This is a genomic window from Mesorhizobium sp. CA14 (assembly GCF_020165195.1).
GTDB lineage: Bacteria > Pseudomonadota > Alphaproteobacteria > Rhizobiales > Rhizobiaceae > Mesorhizobium.
This window is the reverse complement of the sequence record NZ_JAIUHR010000007.1, coordinates 55,567-71,093: the sequence shown is the minus strand read 5'-3', so window position 1 is coordinate 71,093 and position 15,527 is coordinate 55,567. Positions and strand designations below refer to the sequence as shown.

Annotated in this window: 13 protein-coding genes and 1 pseudogene; 11 read left to right on the top strand and 3 right to left on the bottom strand. The window is 64.2% G+C overall.

Annotated elements, in window-relative coordinates:
• The first annotated feature begins 30 nt into the window (after positions 1–30).
• Together ruvB and LB565_RS10640 are read left to right on the top strand one after the other, a co-directional pair.
• Positions 31–1,068, top strand: a complete 1,038-nt coding sequence (gene ruvB / locus LB565_RS10645; protein WP_224583668.1) for a Holliday junction branch migration DNA helicase RuvB — start codon at positions 31–33, stop codon at positions 1,066–1,068.
• Between the two features lie 133 nt (positions 1,069–1,201).
• Complete coding sequence (locus LB565_RS10640; RefSeq protein ID WP_224583666.1) at positions 1,202–2,104, top strand: metallophosphoesterase; 903 nt, start codon at positions 1,202–1,204, stop codon at positions 2,102–2,104.
• 110 nt (positions 2,105–2,214) lie between these two features.
• Here the strand turns inward: LB565_RS10640 and LB565_RS10635 are convergent.
• The 3 genes and pseudogenes from LB565_RS10635 to LB565_RS10625 form a co-directional block, all read right to left on the bottom strand.
• A pseudogene (locus LB565_RS10635) lies at positions 2,215–3,162 on the bottom strand (IS630 family transposase).
• 90 nt (positions 3,163–3,252) lie between these two features.
• Entirely contained in the window at positions 3,253–3,942 is a 690-nt protein-coding gene (locus tag LB565_RS10630; RefSeq protein ID WP_224583664.1) for a glutathione S-transferase family protein, read from the bottom strand.
• A 47-nt stretch (positions 3,943–3,989) separates the two neighbouring features.
• Positions 3,990–5,243: a glycoside hydrolase family 5 protein gene (locus LB565_RS10625; protein WP_224583662.1), complete on the bottom strand. Its 1,254-nt coding sequence runs from the start codon at positions 5,241–5,243 to the stop codon at positions 3,990–3,992.
• Positions 5,244–5,296: 53 nt separating this feature from the next.
• Between LB565_RS10625 and ybgC the strand changes: the two genes are divergently transcribed.
• The 9 genes from ybgC (at position 5,297) to ftsH (ending at position 15,474) form a co-directional block, all read left to right on the top strand.
• On the top strand, positions 5,297–5,767 hold the full coding sequence (gene ybgC / locus LB565_RS10620) for a tol-pal system-associated acyl-CoA thioesterase (RefSeq protein WP_224583660.1): 471 nt from the start codon (positions 5,297–5,299) through the stop codon (positions 5,765–5,767).
• Positions 5,768–6,236: 469 nt separating this feature from the next.
• Positions 6,237–6,947: a protein TolQ gene (gene tolQ / locus LB565_RS10615; RefSeq protein WP_224583659.1), complete on the top strand. Its 711-nt coding sequence runs from the start codon at positions 6,237–6,239 to the stop codon at positions 6,945–6,947.
• Between the two features lie 9 nt (positions 6,948–6,956).
• On the top strand, positions 6,957–7,418 hold the full coding sequence (gene tolR / locus LB565_RS10610) for a protein TolR (protein ID WP_411970634.1): 462 nt from the start codon (positions 6,957–6,959) through the stop codon (positions 7,416–7,418).
• A gap of 7 nt (positions 7,419–7,425) precedes the next feature.
• A complete protein-coding gene (locus LB565_RS10605) occupies positions 7,426–8,580 on the top strand; it encodes an energy transducer TonB (RefSeq protein ID WP_224583657.1) in 1,155 nt (384 codons plus the stop codon).
• A 39-nt stretch (positions 8,581–8,619) separates the two neighbouring features.
• The gene (gene tolB / locus LB565_RS10600) at positions 8,620–9,933 is read left to right on the top strand and encodes a Tol-Pal system beta propeller repeat protein TolB (RefSeq protein ID WP_224583655.1); all 1,314 of its coding nucleotides are present in this window, start codon (positions 8,620–8,622) and stop codon (positions 9,931–9,933) included.
• A 249-nt stretch (positions 9,934–10,182) separates the two neighbouring features.
• Entirely contained in the window at positions 10,183–10,689 is a 507-nt protein-coding gene (pal, locus tag LB565_RS10595) for a peptidoglycan-associated lipoprotein Pal (RefSeq protein WP_224583653.1), read from the top strand.
• A 210-nt stretch (positions 10,690–10,899) separates the two neighbouring features.
• Positions 10,900–12,066: a tol-pal system protein YbgF gene (gene ybgF / locus LB565_RS10590; RefSeq protein WP_224583651.1), complete on the top strand. Its 1,167-nt coding sequence runs from the start codon at positions 10,900–10,902 to the stop codon at positions 12,064–12,066.
• Positions 12,060–13,436: a tRNA lysidine(34) synthetase TilS gene (tilS, locus tag LB565_RS10585; RefSeq protein WP_224583650.1), complete on the top strand. Its 1,377-nt coding sequence runs from the start codon at positions 12,060–12,062 to the stop codon at positions 13,434–13,436. The genes ybgF and tilS overlap by 7 nt, the downstream gene beginning before the upstream one ends.
• A gap of 103 nt (positions 13,437–13,539) precedes the next feature.
• Positions 13,540–15,474, top strand: a complete 1,935-nt coding sequence (ftsH, locus tag LB565_RS10580) for an ATP-dependent zinc metalloprotease FtsH (protein WP_224510823.1) — start codon at positions 13,540–13,542, stop codon at positions 15,472–15,474.
• The last annotated feature ends 53 nt before the right edge of the window (positions 15,475–15,527 follow it).

Here is a 15,527-nt window from a genome sequence, read left to right as displayed (position 1 = left end):
CCGCCACCGGTCCTATGCAAGGAAGGCGGCATGACCCTTTCGCCTCGCCTCATTGCCCCCGACAAGCGCGGCGAGGATGCCGACCAGACCTTGCGGCCGCAGTCGCTCGACGAGTTCGTCGGCCAGGCGGCGGTGCGCGCCAATCTCAAGGTCTTCGTCGACGCGGCCAAGAGCCGCGGCGAGGCGCTCGATCATGTGCTGTTCGTTGGCCCGCCCGGGCTCGGCAAGACGACGCTGGCGCAGATCATGGCGCGCGAGCTCGGCGTCAATTTCCGCTCTACCTCCGGCCCGGTCATCGCCAAGGCCGGCGATCTCGCCGCGCTGCTCACCAATCTCGAGGAACGCGACGTCCTCTTCATCGACGAGATCCATCGCCTCAATCCGGCGGTCGAGGAAATCCTCTATCCGGCGATGGAGGATTTCCAGCTCGATCTCATCATCGGCGAGGGGCCGGCGGCACGCTCGGTCAAGATCGACCTTGCCCGTTTCACGCTAGTCGCGGCGACGACGAGGCTTGGGCTCCTGACCAATCCGCTGCGCGACCGCTTCGGCATCCCGGTGCGGCTCAATTTCTATACGGTCGAGGAGCTGGAGCAGATCGTGCGCCGCGGCGCCCGTATCCTGTCGATGCCGCTCGGCGACGACGGCGCGGTGGAGATCGCGCGCCGCGCGCGCGGCACGCCGCGCATCGCCGGCAGGCTGCTGCGCCGGGTGCGCGACTTCGCCAGCGTCGCCGGTGCTGCGCATGTCGACAGGAGGATCGCCGACGAGGCGCTGACCAGGCTGGAGGTCGATGCGCTCGGCCTCGACGCGCTCGACCGCCGCTATCTATCGATGATCGCGCGCAATTTCGGCGGCGGCCCGGTCGGCATTGAGACGATAGCGGCCGGGCTCTCCGAACCGCGCGACGCGATCGAGGACATTATCGAGCCCTATCTCATCCAGCAGGGCTTCATCCAGCGCACGCCGCGCGGCCGCGTGCTGACCGCCAATGCCTGGCGCCATCTCGGCCTCGATCCGCCCAGGGATATCGCCCAGCAGCAGATCAGCCTGTTCCAGGAAGAGTAACGCAGATTTGTTCGCCGTTTCGGCGGCGCTACGGCCCATCTGCGCAGAATCTGCGCGCCTCGGCCTGACTGAGGGCGCAATTGCAGCCTTTAAGGTAGGCCTATCTGACGCAATCCTAGGGCTTGGGCGGTCCATGATCACCAGACGCGCTTTCCTGCGCCTTATCGGCGGCTCGGCCTTCGCCATGGTGTCGCTCAGCGCCTATGCGGTCGGCATCGAGCCGATGCTGCTCACCCACGTCAAGCGGTACGCGCTGACGCCGCCGCACTGGCCGGCCGGGCTCAAGCTGCGCGTCGTGGCGCTTGCCGATATCCACTCCTGCCGGCCCTGGATGACGCCGGAACGGATCGCAGCACTTGCCGAGGAAGCGAACGCGCTGCAGCCGGATCTGATCGTGCTGCTCGGTGACTATACTGCCGGGACAAAGCTGGTGACGGGCCGGGTGCGGGTGGAGGAGTGGGCCGAGGCATTGTCGGGGCTCAAGGCGCCGCTTGGGGTGCTGTCGATCCTCGGCAACCATGATTGGTGGACGGATTTCTTCGCCCAGCGAGCGGAAGCCGGCCCGACTCAGTCGCGCAAGGCGCTCGAGCATGTCGGCATCCCGGTGCTGGAAAACGACGTCGTGCGGTTGGAAAAGGACGGGCATGGGTTCTGGATCGCCGGGCTAGCCGATCAACTCGCGCTGCTGCCGAACAAGGCCAAGGGACGCGACAGTTTCCAGGGCTTCGACGATCTCCCGGGCACCTTGGCCAAGATCCAGGGCAGCGAGCCGATTATCCTGCTTGCACACGAGCCCGACATTTTCACGAAAGTGCCGGAGCGGGTGTCGCTGACACTGTCCGGACACACGCATGGCGGACAGGTGCGGCTGTTCGGCTATTCGCCGGTCGTGCCTTCGGACTATGGCAACCGCTTCGCCTACGGCCATGTCGTGGAGAATGACCGCAACCTGATCGTGTCGGGCGGGCTGGGCTTCAGCATTCTGCCGGTACGTATCGGGGTGCGGCCGGAGATCCTGCAGATCGATCTGGGCTAAGGTTCCCATTTGCATTTCACCGTCTCACGGAAACGGCGAGACGTCCTATCTCTTTGTTTTTTATTCAACCGCTCACAGTTTTTGTGGAATTGCTCTAGAGCGGGATGATTTTAGGTTGAACGATATCCAGCGTTTTCGAAGTAGTTGTTGCATTCGGTTGCGGTGAGGCCATCGAGGATTTCGCCGATGGCGCTGCAGACAGTCTCGACGGTTCGCCGCGCCGCCTTTCTGAGCCAGTGCTTGAGCTTGGCAAAGACTTGTTCGATCGGGTTCAGATCGGGCGAATTATTTCGGCAGGAGCAGAAGTCTTGCGCCGGCGCCGCGAATGGCGCGGCGCACCACCTTGCCCTTGTGCGAGCCAAGATTGTCCATGATCACGATATCACCGGGTTTGAGGGTCGGAACCAGCACCTGCTCAACATAGAGCCGGAAGCGCTCGCCGTTGATTGGTCCATCGATCAGCCATGGCGCGTCCAGACGATCATGGCGCAGTGCCGCCAGGAAGGTCATGGTCTGCCAATGGCCGTGCGGGACCTCGGCATGGAGCCGCTCCCCGACTGGCGCCCAGCCGCGCTGCGGCGCCATGTTGGTCTTGGTCCAGGTCTCGTCGATGAACACCAGGCGTGAAGGATCAATCGCTGCGCGATACTTCAACCATTGCTGACGCCGGCGCGCGACGTCGGGGCGCCGCTGCTCGGCCGCGACCAGCGTCTTTTTTTATAACTGAGCTTCTCCTCGTGAACGAATGCCCAGACCGAGCGGTAGTCCACCTTCAGGCCGCGGTCGGCCAGTTCCGCGACCAGCCCGCGCAAGGTGAAGGCCTCATTGCGGCAGCGCTCAACCAACCAGTCGCGGTGAGCGCCGCGGATCTTCTTGGGTTTGTGTCCACCGATCTGGCCGGGGCTGACGCTGCCTGTTTCGCGAAAGCGCCCGACCCATCTGATCACCGAGCTGATGCCGACATCATAACGCGCCGCTGCCTGTCGGCGCGAAAGTCCGTCTTGCTCGACCGAAGCCACGACCCGGTCCCGAAGATCGTTTGAATATGGCTTGCCCATTCATGCCGGCCTCCTTCTCCCAGCCAGCATCTTGAATCTGATTTGCAGACCCTTGGGAATCCCTTCGATTCAAGCCAAACTCATCTCCCTCTAGATAGCGCGGATGGGCGTGCCGTCGGCTTCGTAACCGGTGATGCCAGGTTCCCACCACAGCACCGGATTGTTCCGGAAGCTGGCGCGATCTTCCATCCTGCTCACAAGCGCGCGGGTTTTCGGATGCTCGCCAAGTTGAGTACCGAGGTCCAGGGGCCGGTTGGCGATGAAGCGTAAGTGGCAGGTCAGGAAAATGTCCTGGACCGACACGACCTTGCCGAAAAATCCCTCGTCGTCGCGGTCGATCCGCCCTTCCAGCCATCCGATCAGATGGGCAATGCGCGCTGCGCAGCGCGTCAAATGCGAATTGCCGCGATGCCTCACTCCGGACCATTGCATCTGGCTGATCGTCGTTGCGGCGGTGCCCAGCGTCTGGATCGAAGCAAAGAGCAATCGGTCCTGCCATTCCGATGCCGCCCGCCACATCGACGGAGCCAGAGCCGGATCGCTCCCGACACGCTGCTGATAGGCGGCAAGCAGATACTCGGCGATGACACCGCTTTCCCAAAGTGTCAGATCGCCATCCCGTAGCGTCGGTACTTGAAGCGCCGGGGTCCAGTCGGCGCGAGACGCGGCGGATGGCGTCGTCGTTTCCTCCCGGCGCTCATAGTCGAGGCCGATTTCGTCCAGCACGACACGAATGCCGCGCGCGAAAGGTGATCCGGTCGTATAAAGCAGTGAGCGCATAAGCTAATCCCCCGATGCCAGCGCAGAATTGGTAGCATCGCTGGTGACTAACGTGGAAGCTGACGGATTACGTCCATCACGTCCGGCTCAGCCTTCTCGCCGTCGAAAGCATCGACGATGCCGAAGGCGCCGCCATAGCTCCACACCGACCATGAAAAGCCATGCGCCTCGGCGCGGGCGATCATGTCGCGCACATAGGCGGCGCGGTATGCCGCCGGCATGACGAAGCCGTTGCCGTATTCCTTGCGGATCATGCCGAATTCGCCGAGCGTGATATCCTGCGGCTTGACGCCGTTGGCCTTCGCCCAGGCATCGACCGTCGCGAACGGCGCATCCATCACGCCAAGCAGCTTTTCGGGGCTGTCCATCGTCGCCACCTGCTCGTCGAGATAGCCAAGCAGGCCGCTCCGTCGCGCCCAAGGCGCCTCGGCCCTGATCCGGTCGCGGATCGTGTCCAGCGTCATGTCCAATTGCGCCTTCGGAACGGTCGTCAGCGGATAGGGCAGGCCGGTGACATAGGGGATGAAGTCGCCGGCCCAGCTTGCGCCCTGATGCGTCAAAAGGAACGGGTCGTAGGAATGGAAGGTCCAGATGATGTTGTCATCGGCGATCGCCCTCGGATCGATCCTGGCCAGCGATTCCGCGTTCGAATAGCAGCCGCCGGTCAGGATCAGCGTCAGCCTGGTGGCGGAGGCGCGCGCGGCCGCGAACAATTGCTTTTGGCGGTCGGGCCAAAGGTTGGTGCCGTTCGCCTCGCAATCGAGCAGCGGCTCATTCATCAGTTCCAACGCGACAAGCTTCGGATCCTCCTTGGCCAATGTCCGCGCCATCTTGCGCACCAGCTCGGCATAGGCGTCGAAGACGGCCGGGTCATGCATGACCTCGCTCATGCCGATCTTGCGATTGCCGCCGGCCGGGATCAGATGCAGGTCGACGATCACCTTCAGGCCGGCGCGGTTGATCATGCGCGCCGACTCGAGCACGCTGGCATAGAGGTCGTCGCGAAGGGCCGCGGTCCGGTCCGAAAGAAAGGGCGAGGGATCGACCGGCATGCGCAGGAAATCGAGACCGGCATCCTTGAGCGCCCTGAGGTCGTCCTCCTTGAGGAATTTGCGCCACTCCGGATAAGACAGGATCGCCTGGCGCTCGCCCCATCTGTCCTCGGCCGGCCAGGTCACCCACTGGTCGAGATTGAGGCCGCGCTTCATCGAGAACGTCGCCGCTCCGGCGGGCAATGCCAGCGCGCCAAGCGCAAGCAGCGCCGCCATCAAGGTCTTGATCATCGTGCCCAACAGTGCCATCCCGTTCCCGCGCGAGAAACACCTGCCTCTCTAGGCCGAAAAAGGAAAGCGCGATGGACGATCATGGTGAATCGGTGGCGCTCAGCGCCGGGCTTTCCGGAGCGCTGACGGATTTCGGCCACCGGCTGATGGCGAGGGTCTATTATGCCGACACCGATTTCTCTGGCGTCGTCTATCATGCGCGCTATCTCGAATTCCTCGAACGCGGCCGCTCCGACTATCTGAGGCTGACCGGCGTCCACCACACCGAACTCCTGGACGGCAAGCATGGCGAGCGCATCGTCTGGGTGGTGCGGCGCATGGAGATCGACTTCCGCTCGCCGGCGCGCATGGACGATATCCTCACCATCGACACGCGCACCGACGATATTTCCGGCGCCCGCATCTTCATGGGCCAGCAGTTGAAGCGCGGCAGCGATGTGCTGGTCGAGGCCAAGGTCGAAGCGGCGATCGTCGGCGAAAGCGGCCGACCGAAGCGTTTCCCGAAGGAATGGGTCGCCGCCTTCATGCCTCGGCCAAGCTGATATTCAGGTGAGGCCGGCCTGCGAATGGCGGCTTCCGGCGCTTCCGGTGCTCACGTACTTCAAGTACGCTCCGCTCCGGCCTTCGCCGTGCGAAGCCCTCATAAGTGTCGCCGCTCTACGAAGGCTACGGCCGGCGTAGGCCGGTTCTCGTAAGCCACCATTCTCGCCTCAGCCTGACCTGAATAGCAGCTTGGCCCTGCGTTGCGTCTCTCCGCCTGGTCGAGATCATGCGCGGCAATGCGCCGCGCCTTACGTCCTAACCCATCCTTAACCATAACGGTTCATGAAGGAATTGGTGAAGATCGGCGCAATTCGTGTGCCTTCCTTTCACCAATATTTGCCTCGAAAAGGCCGCGAAACGGTGCATTCGGGGCTTATCCCGCAAGCTTCAAGCTTCGCGCGATCGGACCAAAGGAATGCCCATGGGCCAGCCGCCAGCGATGCCCGGAAAACCTTAAGGACTTAAGTCATGGAAAACATCGCACTCGCCGATCCGGGCGCGCATCTGTCGATCTGGGCCCTGTTCATGCAGGCCGGCTGGGTGGTCAAGCTGGTCATGATCGGCCTGCTTTGCGCCTCGATCTGGACCTGGGCGATCATCATAGACAAGCTCGTCGCCTATGGCCGCATGCGGCTGGCGCTCAACCGCTTCGAGCAGGTGTTCTGGTCGGGCCAGTCGCTTGAGGACCTCTACCGAACGCTGGCCGACCGCAAGACCACCGGAATGGGCGCGATCTTCGTCGCCGCCATGCGCGAATGGAAGAAGAGCTTCGAAAAGGGCGCGAAATCGGCGCTGGCGCTGCAGACCCGCATCGACAAGGCGATGGACCTGGCGCTGACGCGCGAGATGGAGAAGCTGGAGGGTCGCCTCGGCTTCCTCGCCACCACCGGCTCGGCCGCACCGTTCATTGGGCTGTTCGGCACCGTCATTGGCATCATGACGTCGTTCCAGGCGATCGCCGCCTCGAAGAACACCAGCCTTTCGGTTGTGGCGCCCGGCATTGCCGAGGCGCTGCTCGCCACCGCGATCGGCCTGCTCGCGGCCATTCCCGCGGTCATCGCCTACAACAAGCTGTCATCGGACGCGAACAAGCTCGGCATGCGCATGGAAGGGTTTGCGGACGAGTTCTCCGCCATACTCTCGCGCCAAATCGATGAAAAAGTAGCGCAGAAGGGCTGAGGATAGATCATGGGGATGTCTGCTGCAGGCGCAAGTGGCTCGGGGCGGGGCGGACGCGGCCATAGGCGGCGTGGCCGGCACCATGCCCTGATGTCGGAAATCAACGTCACGCCGATGGTCGACGTGATGCTGGTGCTGTTGATCATCTTCATGGTCGCAGCACCTCTGCTCACCGTCGGGGTTCCGATCGACCTGCCGGACACGCAGGCCAAGGCGATGAATGTCGACACGCAGCCGATCACCGTGTCGATCAACGCTGCCGGCCAGATCTATCTGCAGGAAACCGAAATCCCGATCGAGGAACTGATCGCCAAGCTGCAGGCGATCTCGAAGACCGGTTACGATGAACGCATCTTCATCCGCGGCGACAAGTCGACGGATTACGGCACGGCGATGAAGGTCATGGCCCGCATTTCGGCGGCCGGCTACAAGAATATCGGCCTGGTCTCGCTGCAGGAACAGGATCAGTAGACGCCAAATGCGGACCGGTCTCACCTCTTCGGTGATCTTGCATGCGGTGGCGCTGGCCTTCGGGCTGTTCACGCTGTCGTCGCCGCCGGCCATGCCTGCCTCCGACGTGGAGTCGGTGGCAGTCGACATCGTGCCGATGGAAGCCGTGGCACAGACGCTGCAGGGCGACAAGAAGGCGGTCATGCATGACAAGCCGGCGCCTGTTCCGACGAAGCGCCCGGACGTCGTTCCCAATGCCCAGAAGGTCGGGGAGAATACCGTCGACACCGACAAGCCGGTGACGGACGAAGCCAAGCCGAAGCCGGTCGACAAGACGGCGGCGCCGCCGCCCGCGCCGACGCCGACCGAGAAGCCCGCGGTCGAGGACGTGCCGAAGCCGCAGGAGAAGCCGAAGCCGACGCCTGCCACGGAAGTCGCGCCGACGCCGACGCCCAAGCAAGAAGTCAAGCCCGAGCCGGTCAAGCAGACGGAGCCGAAGCCGACGCCGGCCAAGGAACCGACGCCCGCGCCGCAGCCGGACAAGACCGCGGCCATCCAAAAGGAAGAGATCAAGCCCGACGCGGTGGCCGAGGCGATCTCGCAGGATCAGCCGGCGGAGGAAGCGAAGCTTCCGGATTCGGCGCCCGCGCCGGAAGCGCGGCCGAAGCCGCAGCCGGCCCAGGCCGAGAGCGCCAAGGCGCCGGATCGCAAGGACGCTGAAAAGCCGGTAAAGGAAGCGTCTTCCAAGAAGAAATCGGACGAGAAGCAGTTCAACGCCGATGAGATAACGGCTCTGCTCGACAAGCAGAAGCCGACCGGCGGCGGCGCCAAGCGCTCGACCCAGCAGGCCTCGCTCGGTGGCGAAAAGGATCAGGGCCAGAAGCTCTCCAGGTCGGAGCAAGGGGCGCTGGAGGATCAGCTCGGTGGTTGCTGGACCCTTCCGGTCGGCCTCGAAGGCTCCGAGAACTTCACCGTGGTGATCCGTTTCAACCTGAATGCCTCCGGCAAGCTGGAGGGCCGCCCGACCGTCGAGAAGTCCAGCGGCAACCCCCAATTCGACGCCAGCGCGATTCGCGCCGTGCAGAAATGCGATGTCGCCGGGCTGCAGGTTCCCGCCGGAAAGCAAGACATCTGGTCTGACATTCGCGTCAACTTCGATCCGAGAGCGATGCTTGGCCTGTAGCCTGAGCGTCCAAAAAATCAGCAAGAGAAGCGAGAAGACATGAAATCCATCCTCAAGCCGCTCCTGATGGTCGCCGCGATGGCGATGGGCATAAGTTCTGTCGCCACCTTGCCTGCCCAGGCAACTCTCGAGCTGAACGTCAACAAAGGCAATGTCGAGCCGATGCCGATCGCCATCCCTGACTTCCAGGGAGGGCTTGGCCCGCAGATATCGGAGATCGTCGCAGCCGATCTGAAACGGTCGGGACTGTTCGCGCCGATCGACAAGGCCGCCTTTGTCGAAAAGATCTCCAATCCGGATGCCACGCCCCGTTTCGACGATTGGAAGGTCATCAACGCGCAGGCGCTGGTCACCGGCAGCGTGAGCAAGGAGGCGGACGGCCGCATCCGCGCCCAGTACCGCCTGTGGGACATTTTCGGCAACCAGCAGCTGGCCGGCGAGCAGTTTTTCGCCAACGATGCCAATCAACGCCGCGTCGCGCACATCATTGCCGACGCGATCTATGAGAAGATCACCGGCGAAAAAGGCTATTTCGACACCCGCGTCGTCTTCGTCGACGAATCCGGGGCAAAGAACGCGCGCAAGAAGCGCCTCGCCATCATGGACCAGGACGGCGCCAATGTGCGCTATCTGTCGGACGGCCGCTCGATCGTGCTGACGCCGCGTTTCTCGCCTAACCGGCAGGAAATCACCTATATGTCCTATGAGAGCGGACAGCCGAAGGTCTATCTGCTGCAGATCGAAACCGGCCAGCGCGAGCTGGTCGGCAATTTCCCGGGCATGACGTTCGCGCCGCGCTTTTCGCCCGACGGCCAGAAGGTGATCATGAGCCTGCTGCGCGACGACGGCAACTCCAACATCTTCGCCATGGACCTGAGGAGCCGCTCGACGACGCGGCTAACCGACTCCACTGCCATCGACACCTCGCCCTCCTATTCGCCGGACGGCTCGCAGATCGTCTTCACCTCCGACCGCGGCGGCGGCAGCGGCCGCTCGCAGATCTATGTCATGGGCGCGGACGGCTCCAACCCGCACCGTATCTCCTTCGGCGACGGCGTCTATTCGACGCCGGTCTGGTCGCCGCGAGGCGACCTCATCGCCTTCACCAAGCAGAGCGGCGGCGAGTTCCAGATCGGCGTCATGAAGACCGACGGCTCGGGCGAGCGCATCCTGTCCTCTGGCTTCCAGCAGGAGGGGCCGACCTGGGCGCCGAACGGCCGCGTCTTGATGTTCTTCCGCGACTCCGCAGGCGGACCCAAGCTGGTCTCGGTCGATCTGACCGGCCGCAACGAGCAGCAGATTCCGACGGCGAACTACGCTTCCGACCCGGCTTGGTCGCCGCTTCTCGAGTAGGGGAACTGAGGAATTGAAGAACTGAAGAAAGCGGGCGGTTCAAAATCCCGCTTTCCCCCTTGGTCGCGTTTTGGCCGCATTTCTGCCTAGGGTCCGCGCGCAGTCTTGCCCTTGGTAAATGCGTGGGACGAGAAGGGCCGCGGAGGGCGGCTCGAAACCAAACATTAACCGTGTTTCTTGAATGCCGGTTAACCCAAACGTGGTTACTGGGTGATCAACGAAATCACTCATATGCGAAGGAGAGGCGGCATGAGCCGTATCGCAGCACTTACCAGAAACCCGGCGATGATTGCGCTGGTGGCGGCTCTCGCCATCACCGGTTGCGCCTCGAAGAAGACCCCGAACAGCGCGGCGGATCTCGGCCTCAACGGCGCCGGCGCAGCCACCCCCGGTTCGGCGCAGGACTTCACGGTCAACATCGGCGACCGCATCTTCTTCGACACCGATTCCTCGTCGATCCGCGCCGATGCGCAGACCACGCTGTCGCGTCAGGCGCAGTGGCTCAACCAGTATCGTCAGTACGCGATCGTCATCGAAGGCCATGCCGACGAGCGCGGCACGCGTGAGTACAATCTGGCGCTGGGCGCCCGCCGCGCCGCCGCCGCGCGCGACTTCCTGGTCTCCAAGGGCGTCTCCGCCGGCCGCCTGAAGACGATCTCCTACGGCAAGGAGCGTCCGGTCGCCGTCTGCGACGACATCTCCTGCTGGTCGCAGAACCGCCGCGCCGTCACCACGCTTTCCGGCGCCGGCTCCTAAGAGCCGGGTCCTGCGGCGTCGCGCCGACGCGGCGACAAAAATGCAACATCCCGAACATGAAAGGCGGCCTCGGGGCCGCCTTTTTCATTTGCGACAAACCGAAACAAAATTTGGCCGAAGTCTCGCGTCCTGCTATGAGCGCGAGGGCGCTTGCTTCCCTTGTTTGATTTGGAAAGGCGCATCAGGCCAACACCCACCGCGAGAGACAGAATGCACTTCAGAACGGTCCTGAGCGGCACGCTTGCGCTGCTGCTCGTATCAAGCCTCCCAAGCCTTGCAGCGCCGGCCGACAGCGCCGGGCAGGCTTCCGATGGCGGATTCACCTTCCGTCTGCCGACACTCGGCATCTTCGGCGACAAGAAGAAGCCGGAGCAGGCGCAGATCGCGCAGGACAGCAGCGGTGGCGTGACCGGTCTGCAAGACCAACTGCGTCAGCTGAACGGCAAGATCGAGGAGATGAATTTCCAGATCCTGCAGATGCAGGAACAGATCCGCAAGCAGCAGGAAGACAACGAGTTCCGCTTCCAGCAGCTCGAGGGCGGCTCGCAAGGCGGCGCCAAGCCGGCCGGACAGAAGAAGTCGGAGGCCACGCCCCAGGACGGAAATAGCAACGGCGGCAACACCAATCTCGGCGATGCCGGCACTGGGGCTACCGGTACCGGCGAAGCCGGAACCGACAACGGCGTCGCCCAGGCTCCGGCGACGCAGGCGCCGGCCGGCACCGGCGGGCAAAATGGCGGCGGCAAGACAGTCGGCGATGTCATCGTGGAATCGCAAACCGGCGATCCCGGCAAGCTGATCACCGGCGCGCCGCCGAAGGATTTCGGCACCATCACCGTCGACAAGAACGGCAACGTCGTCAATGCCGAGACCGATCCGCACGCCAGCGCGCCGGCGCAAGCTCCGGCGGCCACGGCAGGCGCTCCTTCCGCCGAGACGCCGGCCAGGAAGAACAAAGCCGGCGGCACGGAAGTCGCGGCCCTGCCGTCGACCAACAATCCCGACGAGCTCTACCGCAATTCCTACCAGTTCATCCTGTCGGGCGATTACCCGACCGCCGAGCAGGGTTTTCGCGACCATATTTCGCGCTTCCCCAAGGACGCCAAGGCGGCGGATGCGCATTACTGGCTGGGCGAGTCGCTGCTCGGCCAGCAGAAATACCGCGATGCGGCGGAAGTCTTCCTCGCCGCCAGCAAGGACTATCCGAAGGCCAAGAAGGCGCCCGACATGCTGCTCAAGCTCGGCGTTTCGCTGGTGGGCCTGAAGCAGAACGACGTCGCCTGCGCCACCTTCAACGAGATCGGCAAGCGCTATCCCGACGTTTCGGGCACGCTCAAGGAACGCATCAAGCAGGAAAAGGCGCTGGCGGCGTGCTGACGCCCGATACTAAAACTGATCTTTCACACGGCCTTTTCTCAGACCTAGACTTTTCGAGCGGCGCCGTTGCGGCCGTATCCGGCGGCAGCGACTCGACCGCCCTTCTTCTTCTTCTCAACGATCACTTCGACCGGACCGCATCGGGCGCCAGGCTGCTTGCGGTGACGATCGATCACGGCTTGAGGCCGGACTCGGCCATCGAGGCGCGGCAGGTTGCCAACTTCTGCGCCGAGCGCGGCATCGCGCATCGCATTCTCTCCTGGCACGGCGACAAGCCTGCGACCGGGCTGCCGGCCGCCGCGCGCGAGGCGCGCTACAGGCTGCTTGCGGAAGCAGCCGTCGCTGAAGGCATCAAGCTGATCCTGACCGGCCACACCGCGGACGACCAGGCCGAGACCGTGCTGATGCGGCAGGCGCGCGACGATGACGGCCGCGGCCTCGCCGGCATGGCGCCCGCTACGCTGCACGACTGGCGGACATGGATCGTCCGGCCGCTGCTCGGCACAAGGCGCGCGGCGCTGCGCGAGATGCTGCAGGCTCGCGAGATCGGCTGGATCGAGGATCCGACCAATGTCGATGCCCGCTTCGAGCGGCCGCGCGTGCGGGCGAAGCTCGCGCAGGGCGAAGGCGAACGGCGCATCGCGGAAGCGCTGGCACGGTCGCAGCAGGCGGCTTTCGCGCGCCAGGATATCGGTCGCCGCGCCGCCATGCTCATCGATGCCTTTGCCGACAGACCAAGTCCGGGCCTCATCCGCCTTGATCGCGATTTTGCCGGGCATGAGGACGGCGAGGCGGCCAACTATGCGTTGCGCATCCTCTTGGCCGCCGTCGGCGGCATGTCGTTCCTCGCCGATGAGGCGCGCTGCGCTGCGCTGCTTTCGCGTCTGCGGTGGGGGTCGCTTTGCGCTACATTGTCGCGGACGGTGGTCGACGCGCGCCGAACCGGCATTTTCCTTCGCCGCGAAAACCGCAACCTGCCCGCCCCCACGCCGCCGGTGGACAACCTGCTCTGGGACAATCGCTGCCGCATCACTTTCAAAGACGGGCCGGGCGATTTGGTGATCGCGCCGCTGGGGTCCGCCGCAGCCAGGCAAGCGTCCCTGAGCGAGGATGTCCCACAAAGCCTTTCACGCGCGGCGCTGGCCGCGGAGCCTTCGTTGTGGTCCGGCGGCGTATGCCTTGGTTTTGCGGGCGGCAATGCGGGCCTGCAGCCGGTCTCGGCCATTCCGGCGGTGGCCCCTTTCGCGCGCTTCCTGCCGTCCTTCGAGATCGAGCCAGCCGCCGCCACCGCGGCGCTTATGGGCGCGCCGCCGATGCCGGCGCCGCCATTCCACGGCCATGATGGTGGGCGAGGGTGGGCGAAAGCTTAACCGATACGTGCTGTTCTGCTTGGCAAGGGGAGGCGCTCTCCCTATGTTAGGCCGAGCTTCTCCATTATCGCGGGCCCGCAGGCGGGCCCCAACGGGACAATAGATGAATCCGAACTATCGCAACCTCGCGCTCTGGGCGATCATAGCGGTCCTGCTCATCGCCCTGTTCAATCTGTTCCAGACGCCCCAGACGCGCGGTGCCACGACGGATATCGCCTATTCGCAGTTCCTGCAGGATGTCGCCTCCGGCCGGGTCAAGAGCGTGACCATCGCCGGCGCCCGCATCTTCGGCAACTACACGGACAACGCCAACGGCTTCCAGACCTATTCGCCAGGCGACCCGTCGCTGGTTTCCAGGCTGCAGGACAAGAATGTCACCATCACCGCGAAGCCTGAGACCGACGGCTCCAATTCGCTGTTCGGCTACCTGATCTCGTGGCTGCCGATGATCCTGATCCTCGGCGTGTGGATATTCTTCATGCGCCAGATGCAATCCGGTTCCGGAAGAGCGATGGGCTTCGGCAAGTCGAAGGCCAAGCTTCTGACGGAGGCGCATGGCCGCGTCACCTTCCAGGACGTCGCCGGTGTCGACGAGGCCAAGGAAGATCTGGAAGAGATCGTCGAGTTCCTGCGCGATCCGCAGAAGTTCCAGCGCCTTGGCGGCAAGATCCCGCGCGGCGTGCTCTTGGTCGGTCCGCCCGGCACCGGCAAGACGCTGCTCGCCCGCTCGGTGGCGGGTGAGGCCAATGTGCCGTTCTTCACCATTTCCGGCTCGGATTTCGTCGAGATGTTCGTCGGCGTCGGCGCAAGCCGCGTGCGCGACATGTTCGACCAGGCCAAGAAGAATGCGCCCTGCATCATCTTCATCGACGAAATCGACGCCGTCGGCCGCCATCGCGGCGCCGGCCTCGGCGGCGGCAATGACGAGCGCGAGCAGACGCTGAACCAGCTGCTGGTCGAGATGGACGGCTTCGAATCCAACGAGTCGATCATCCTGATCGCCGCCACCAACCGCCCCGACGTGCTCGACCCGGCGTTGCTGAGGCCCGGCCGCTTCGACCGCCAGGTCGTGGTGCCGAACCCCGACATCGTCGGCCGCGAGAAGATCCTCAAGGTGCATGTGCGCAACGTGCCGCTGGCGCCCAATGTCGACCTCAAGGTCATCGCGCGCGGCACGCCCGGCTTCTCCGGCGCCGACCTGATGAACCTCGTCAACGAATCCGCGCTGATGGCGGCGCGCCGCAACAAGCGGCTCGTCACCATGGCCGAGTTCGAGGACGCCAAGGACAAGATCATGATGGGCGCCGAGCGCCGCTCGTCGGCGATGACGCAGGCCGAGAAGGAGCTGACCGCCTATCACGAGGCCGGCCACGCCATCCTGGCGCTCAACGTGCCGACGGCCGATCCGCTGCACAAGGCAACCATCATCCCGCGCGGCCGCGCGCTCGGCATGGTCATGCAACTGCCCGAAGGCGACCGCTATTCGATGAGCTACAAATACATGATCTCGAGGCTCGCGATCATGATGGGCGGCCGCGTTGCCGAGGAGTTCAAGTTCGGCAAGGAGAACATCACGTCGGGCGCCTCCTCCGACATCGAGCAGGCGACCAAGCTGGCGCGCGCCATGGTCACGCGCTGGGGCTTCTCCGACAAGCTTGGCCATGTCGCCTATGGCGACAACCAGGAAGAGGTCTTCCTCGGCCATTCGGTGGCGCGCCAGCAGAACATCTCGGAAGAGACGGCGCAGATCATCGACGCCGAGGTGCGGCGGCTGATCGACGACGCCTATTCGACGGCGAAGTCGGTGCTCACCAAGAAGAAGAAGGACTGGATCGCGCTTGCCGAAGGGCTGCTTGAATACGAGACGCTGTCCGGCGAAGAGATCAAGCAACTCATCGCCGGGCACAAGCCCGCCCGAGACCTTGGCGACGACACGCCGCCCAGCCGCGGCTCGGCCGTGCCGAAGGCCGGCACCGGCGGCCGCCGCAAGAAGGGTCCCGAGCCCGAAGGCGGCATGGAACCGCAGCCGTCAAGCTGAGGCTGGTGAGCGAAAGACCGATCGAGAAACGCCGCGGCTTGGTCCGCGGCGTT

What these genes read in the sequence shown, in the direction of transcription:
- pal (WP_224583653.1), top strand. Translation starts at nt 10,183, where the DNA reads ATGAGCCGTATCGCAGCACTTACCAGAAACCCGGCGATGATTGCGCTG.
- LB565_RS10625 (WP_224583662.1), bottom strand. Translation starts at nt 5,243, where the DNA reads ATGGCACTGTTGGGCACGATGATCAAGACCTTGATGGCGGCGCTGCTT.
- LB565_RS10605 (WP_224583657.1), top strand. Translation starts at nt 7,426, where the DNA reads ATGCGGACCGGTCTCACCTCTTCGGTGATCTTGCATGCGGTGGCGCTG.
- ftsH (WP_224510823.1), top strand. Translation starts at nt 13,540, where the DNA reads ATGAATCCGAACTATCGCAACCTCGCGCTCTGGGCGATCATAGCGGTC.
- tolR (WP_411970634.1), top strand. Translation starts at nt 6,957, where the DNA reads ATGGGGATGTCTGCTGCAGGCGCAAGTGGCTCGGGGCGGGGCGGACGC.
- ybgF (WP_224583651.1), top strand. Translation starts at nt 10,900, where the DNA reads ATGCACTTCAGAACGGTCCTGAGCGGCACGCTTGCGCTGCTGCTCGTA.
- ybgC (WP_224583660.1), top strand. Translation starts at nt 5,297, where the DNA reads ATGGACGATCATGGTGAATCGGTGGCGCTCAGCGCCGGGCTTTCCGGA.
- ruvB (WP_224583668.1), top strand. Translation starts at nt 31, where the DNA reads ATGACCCTTTCGCCTCGCCTCATTGCCCCCGACAAGCGCGGCGAGGAT.
- tolQ (WP_224583659.1), top strand. Translation starts at nt 6,237, where the DNA reads ATGGAAAACATCGCACTCGCCGATCCGGGCGCGCATCTGTCGATCTGG.
- LB565_RS10640 (WP_224583666.1), top strand. Translation starts at nt 1,202, where the DNA reads ATGATCACCAGACGCGCTTTCCTGCGCCTTATCGGCGGCTCGGCCTTC.
- LB565_RS10630 (WP_224583664.1), bottom strand. Translation starts at nt 3,942, where the DNA reads ATGCGCTCACTGCTTTATACGACCGGATCACCTTTCGCGCGCGGCATT.
- tolB (WP_224583655.1), top strand. Translation starts at nt 8,620, where the DNA reads ATGAAATCCATCCTCAAGCCGCTCCTGATGGTCGCCGCGATGGCGATG.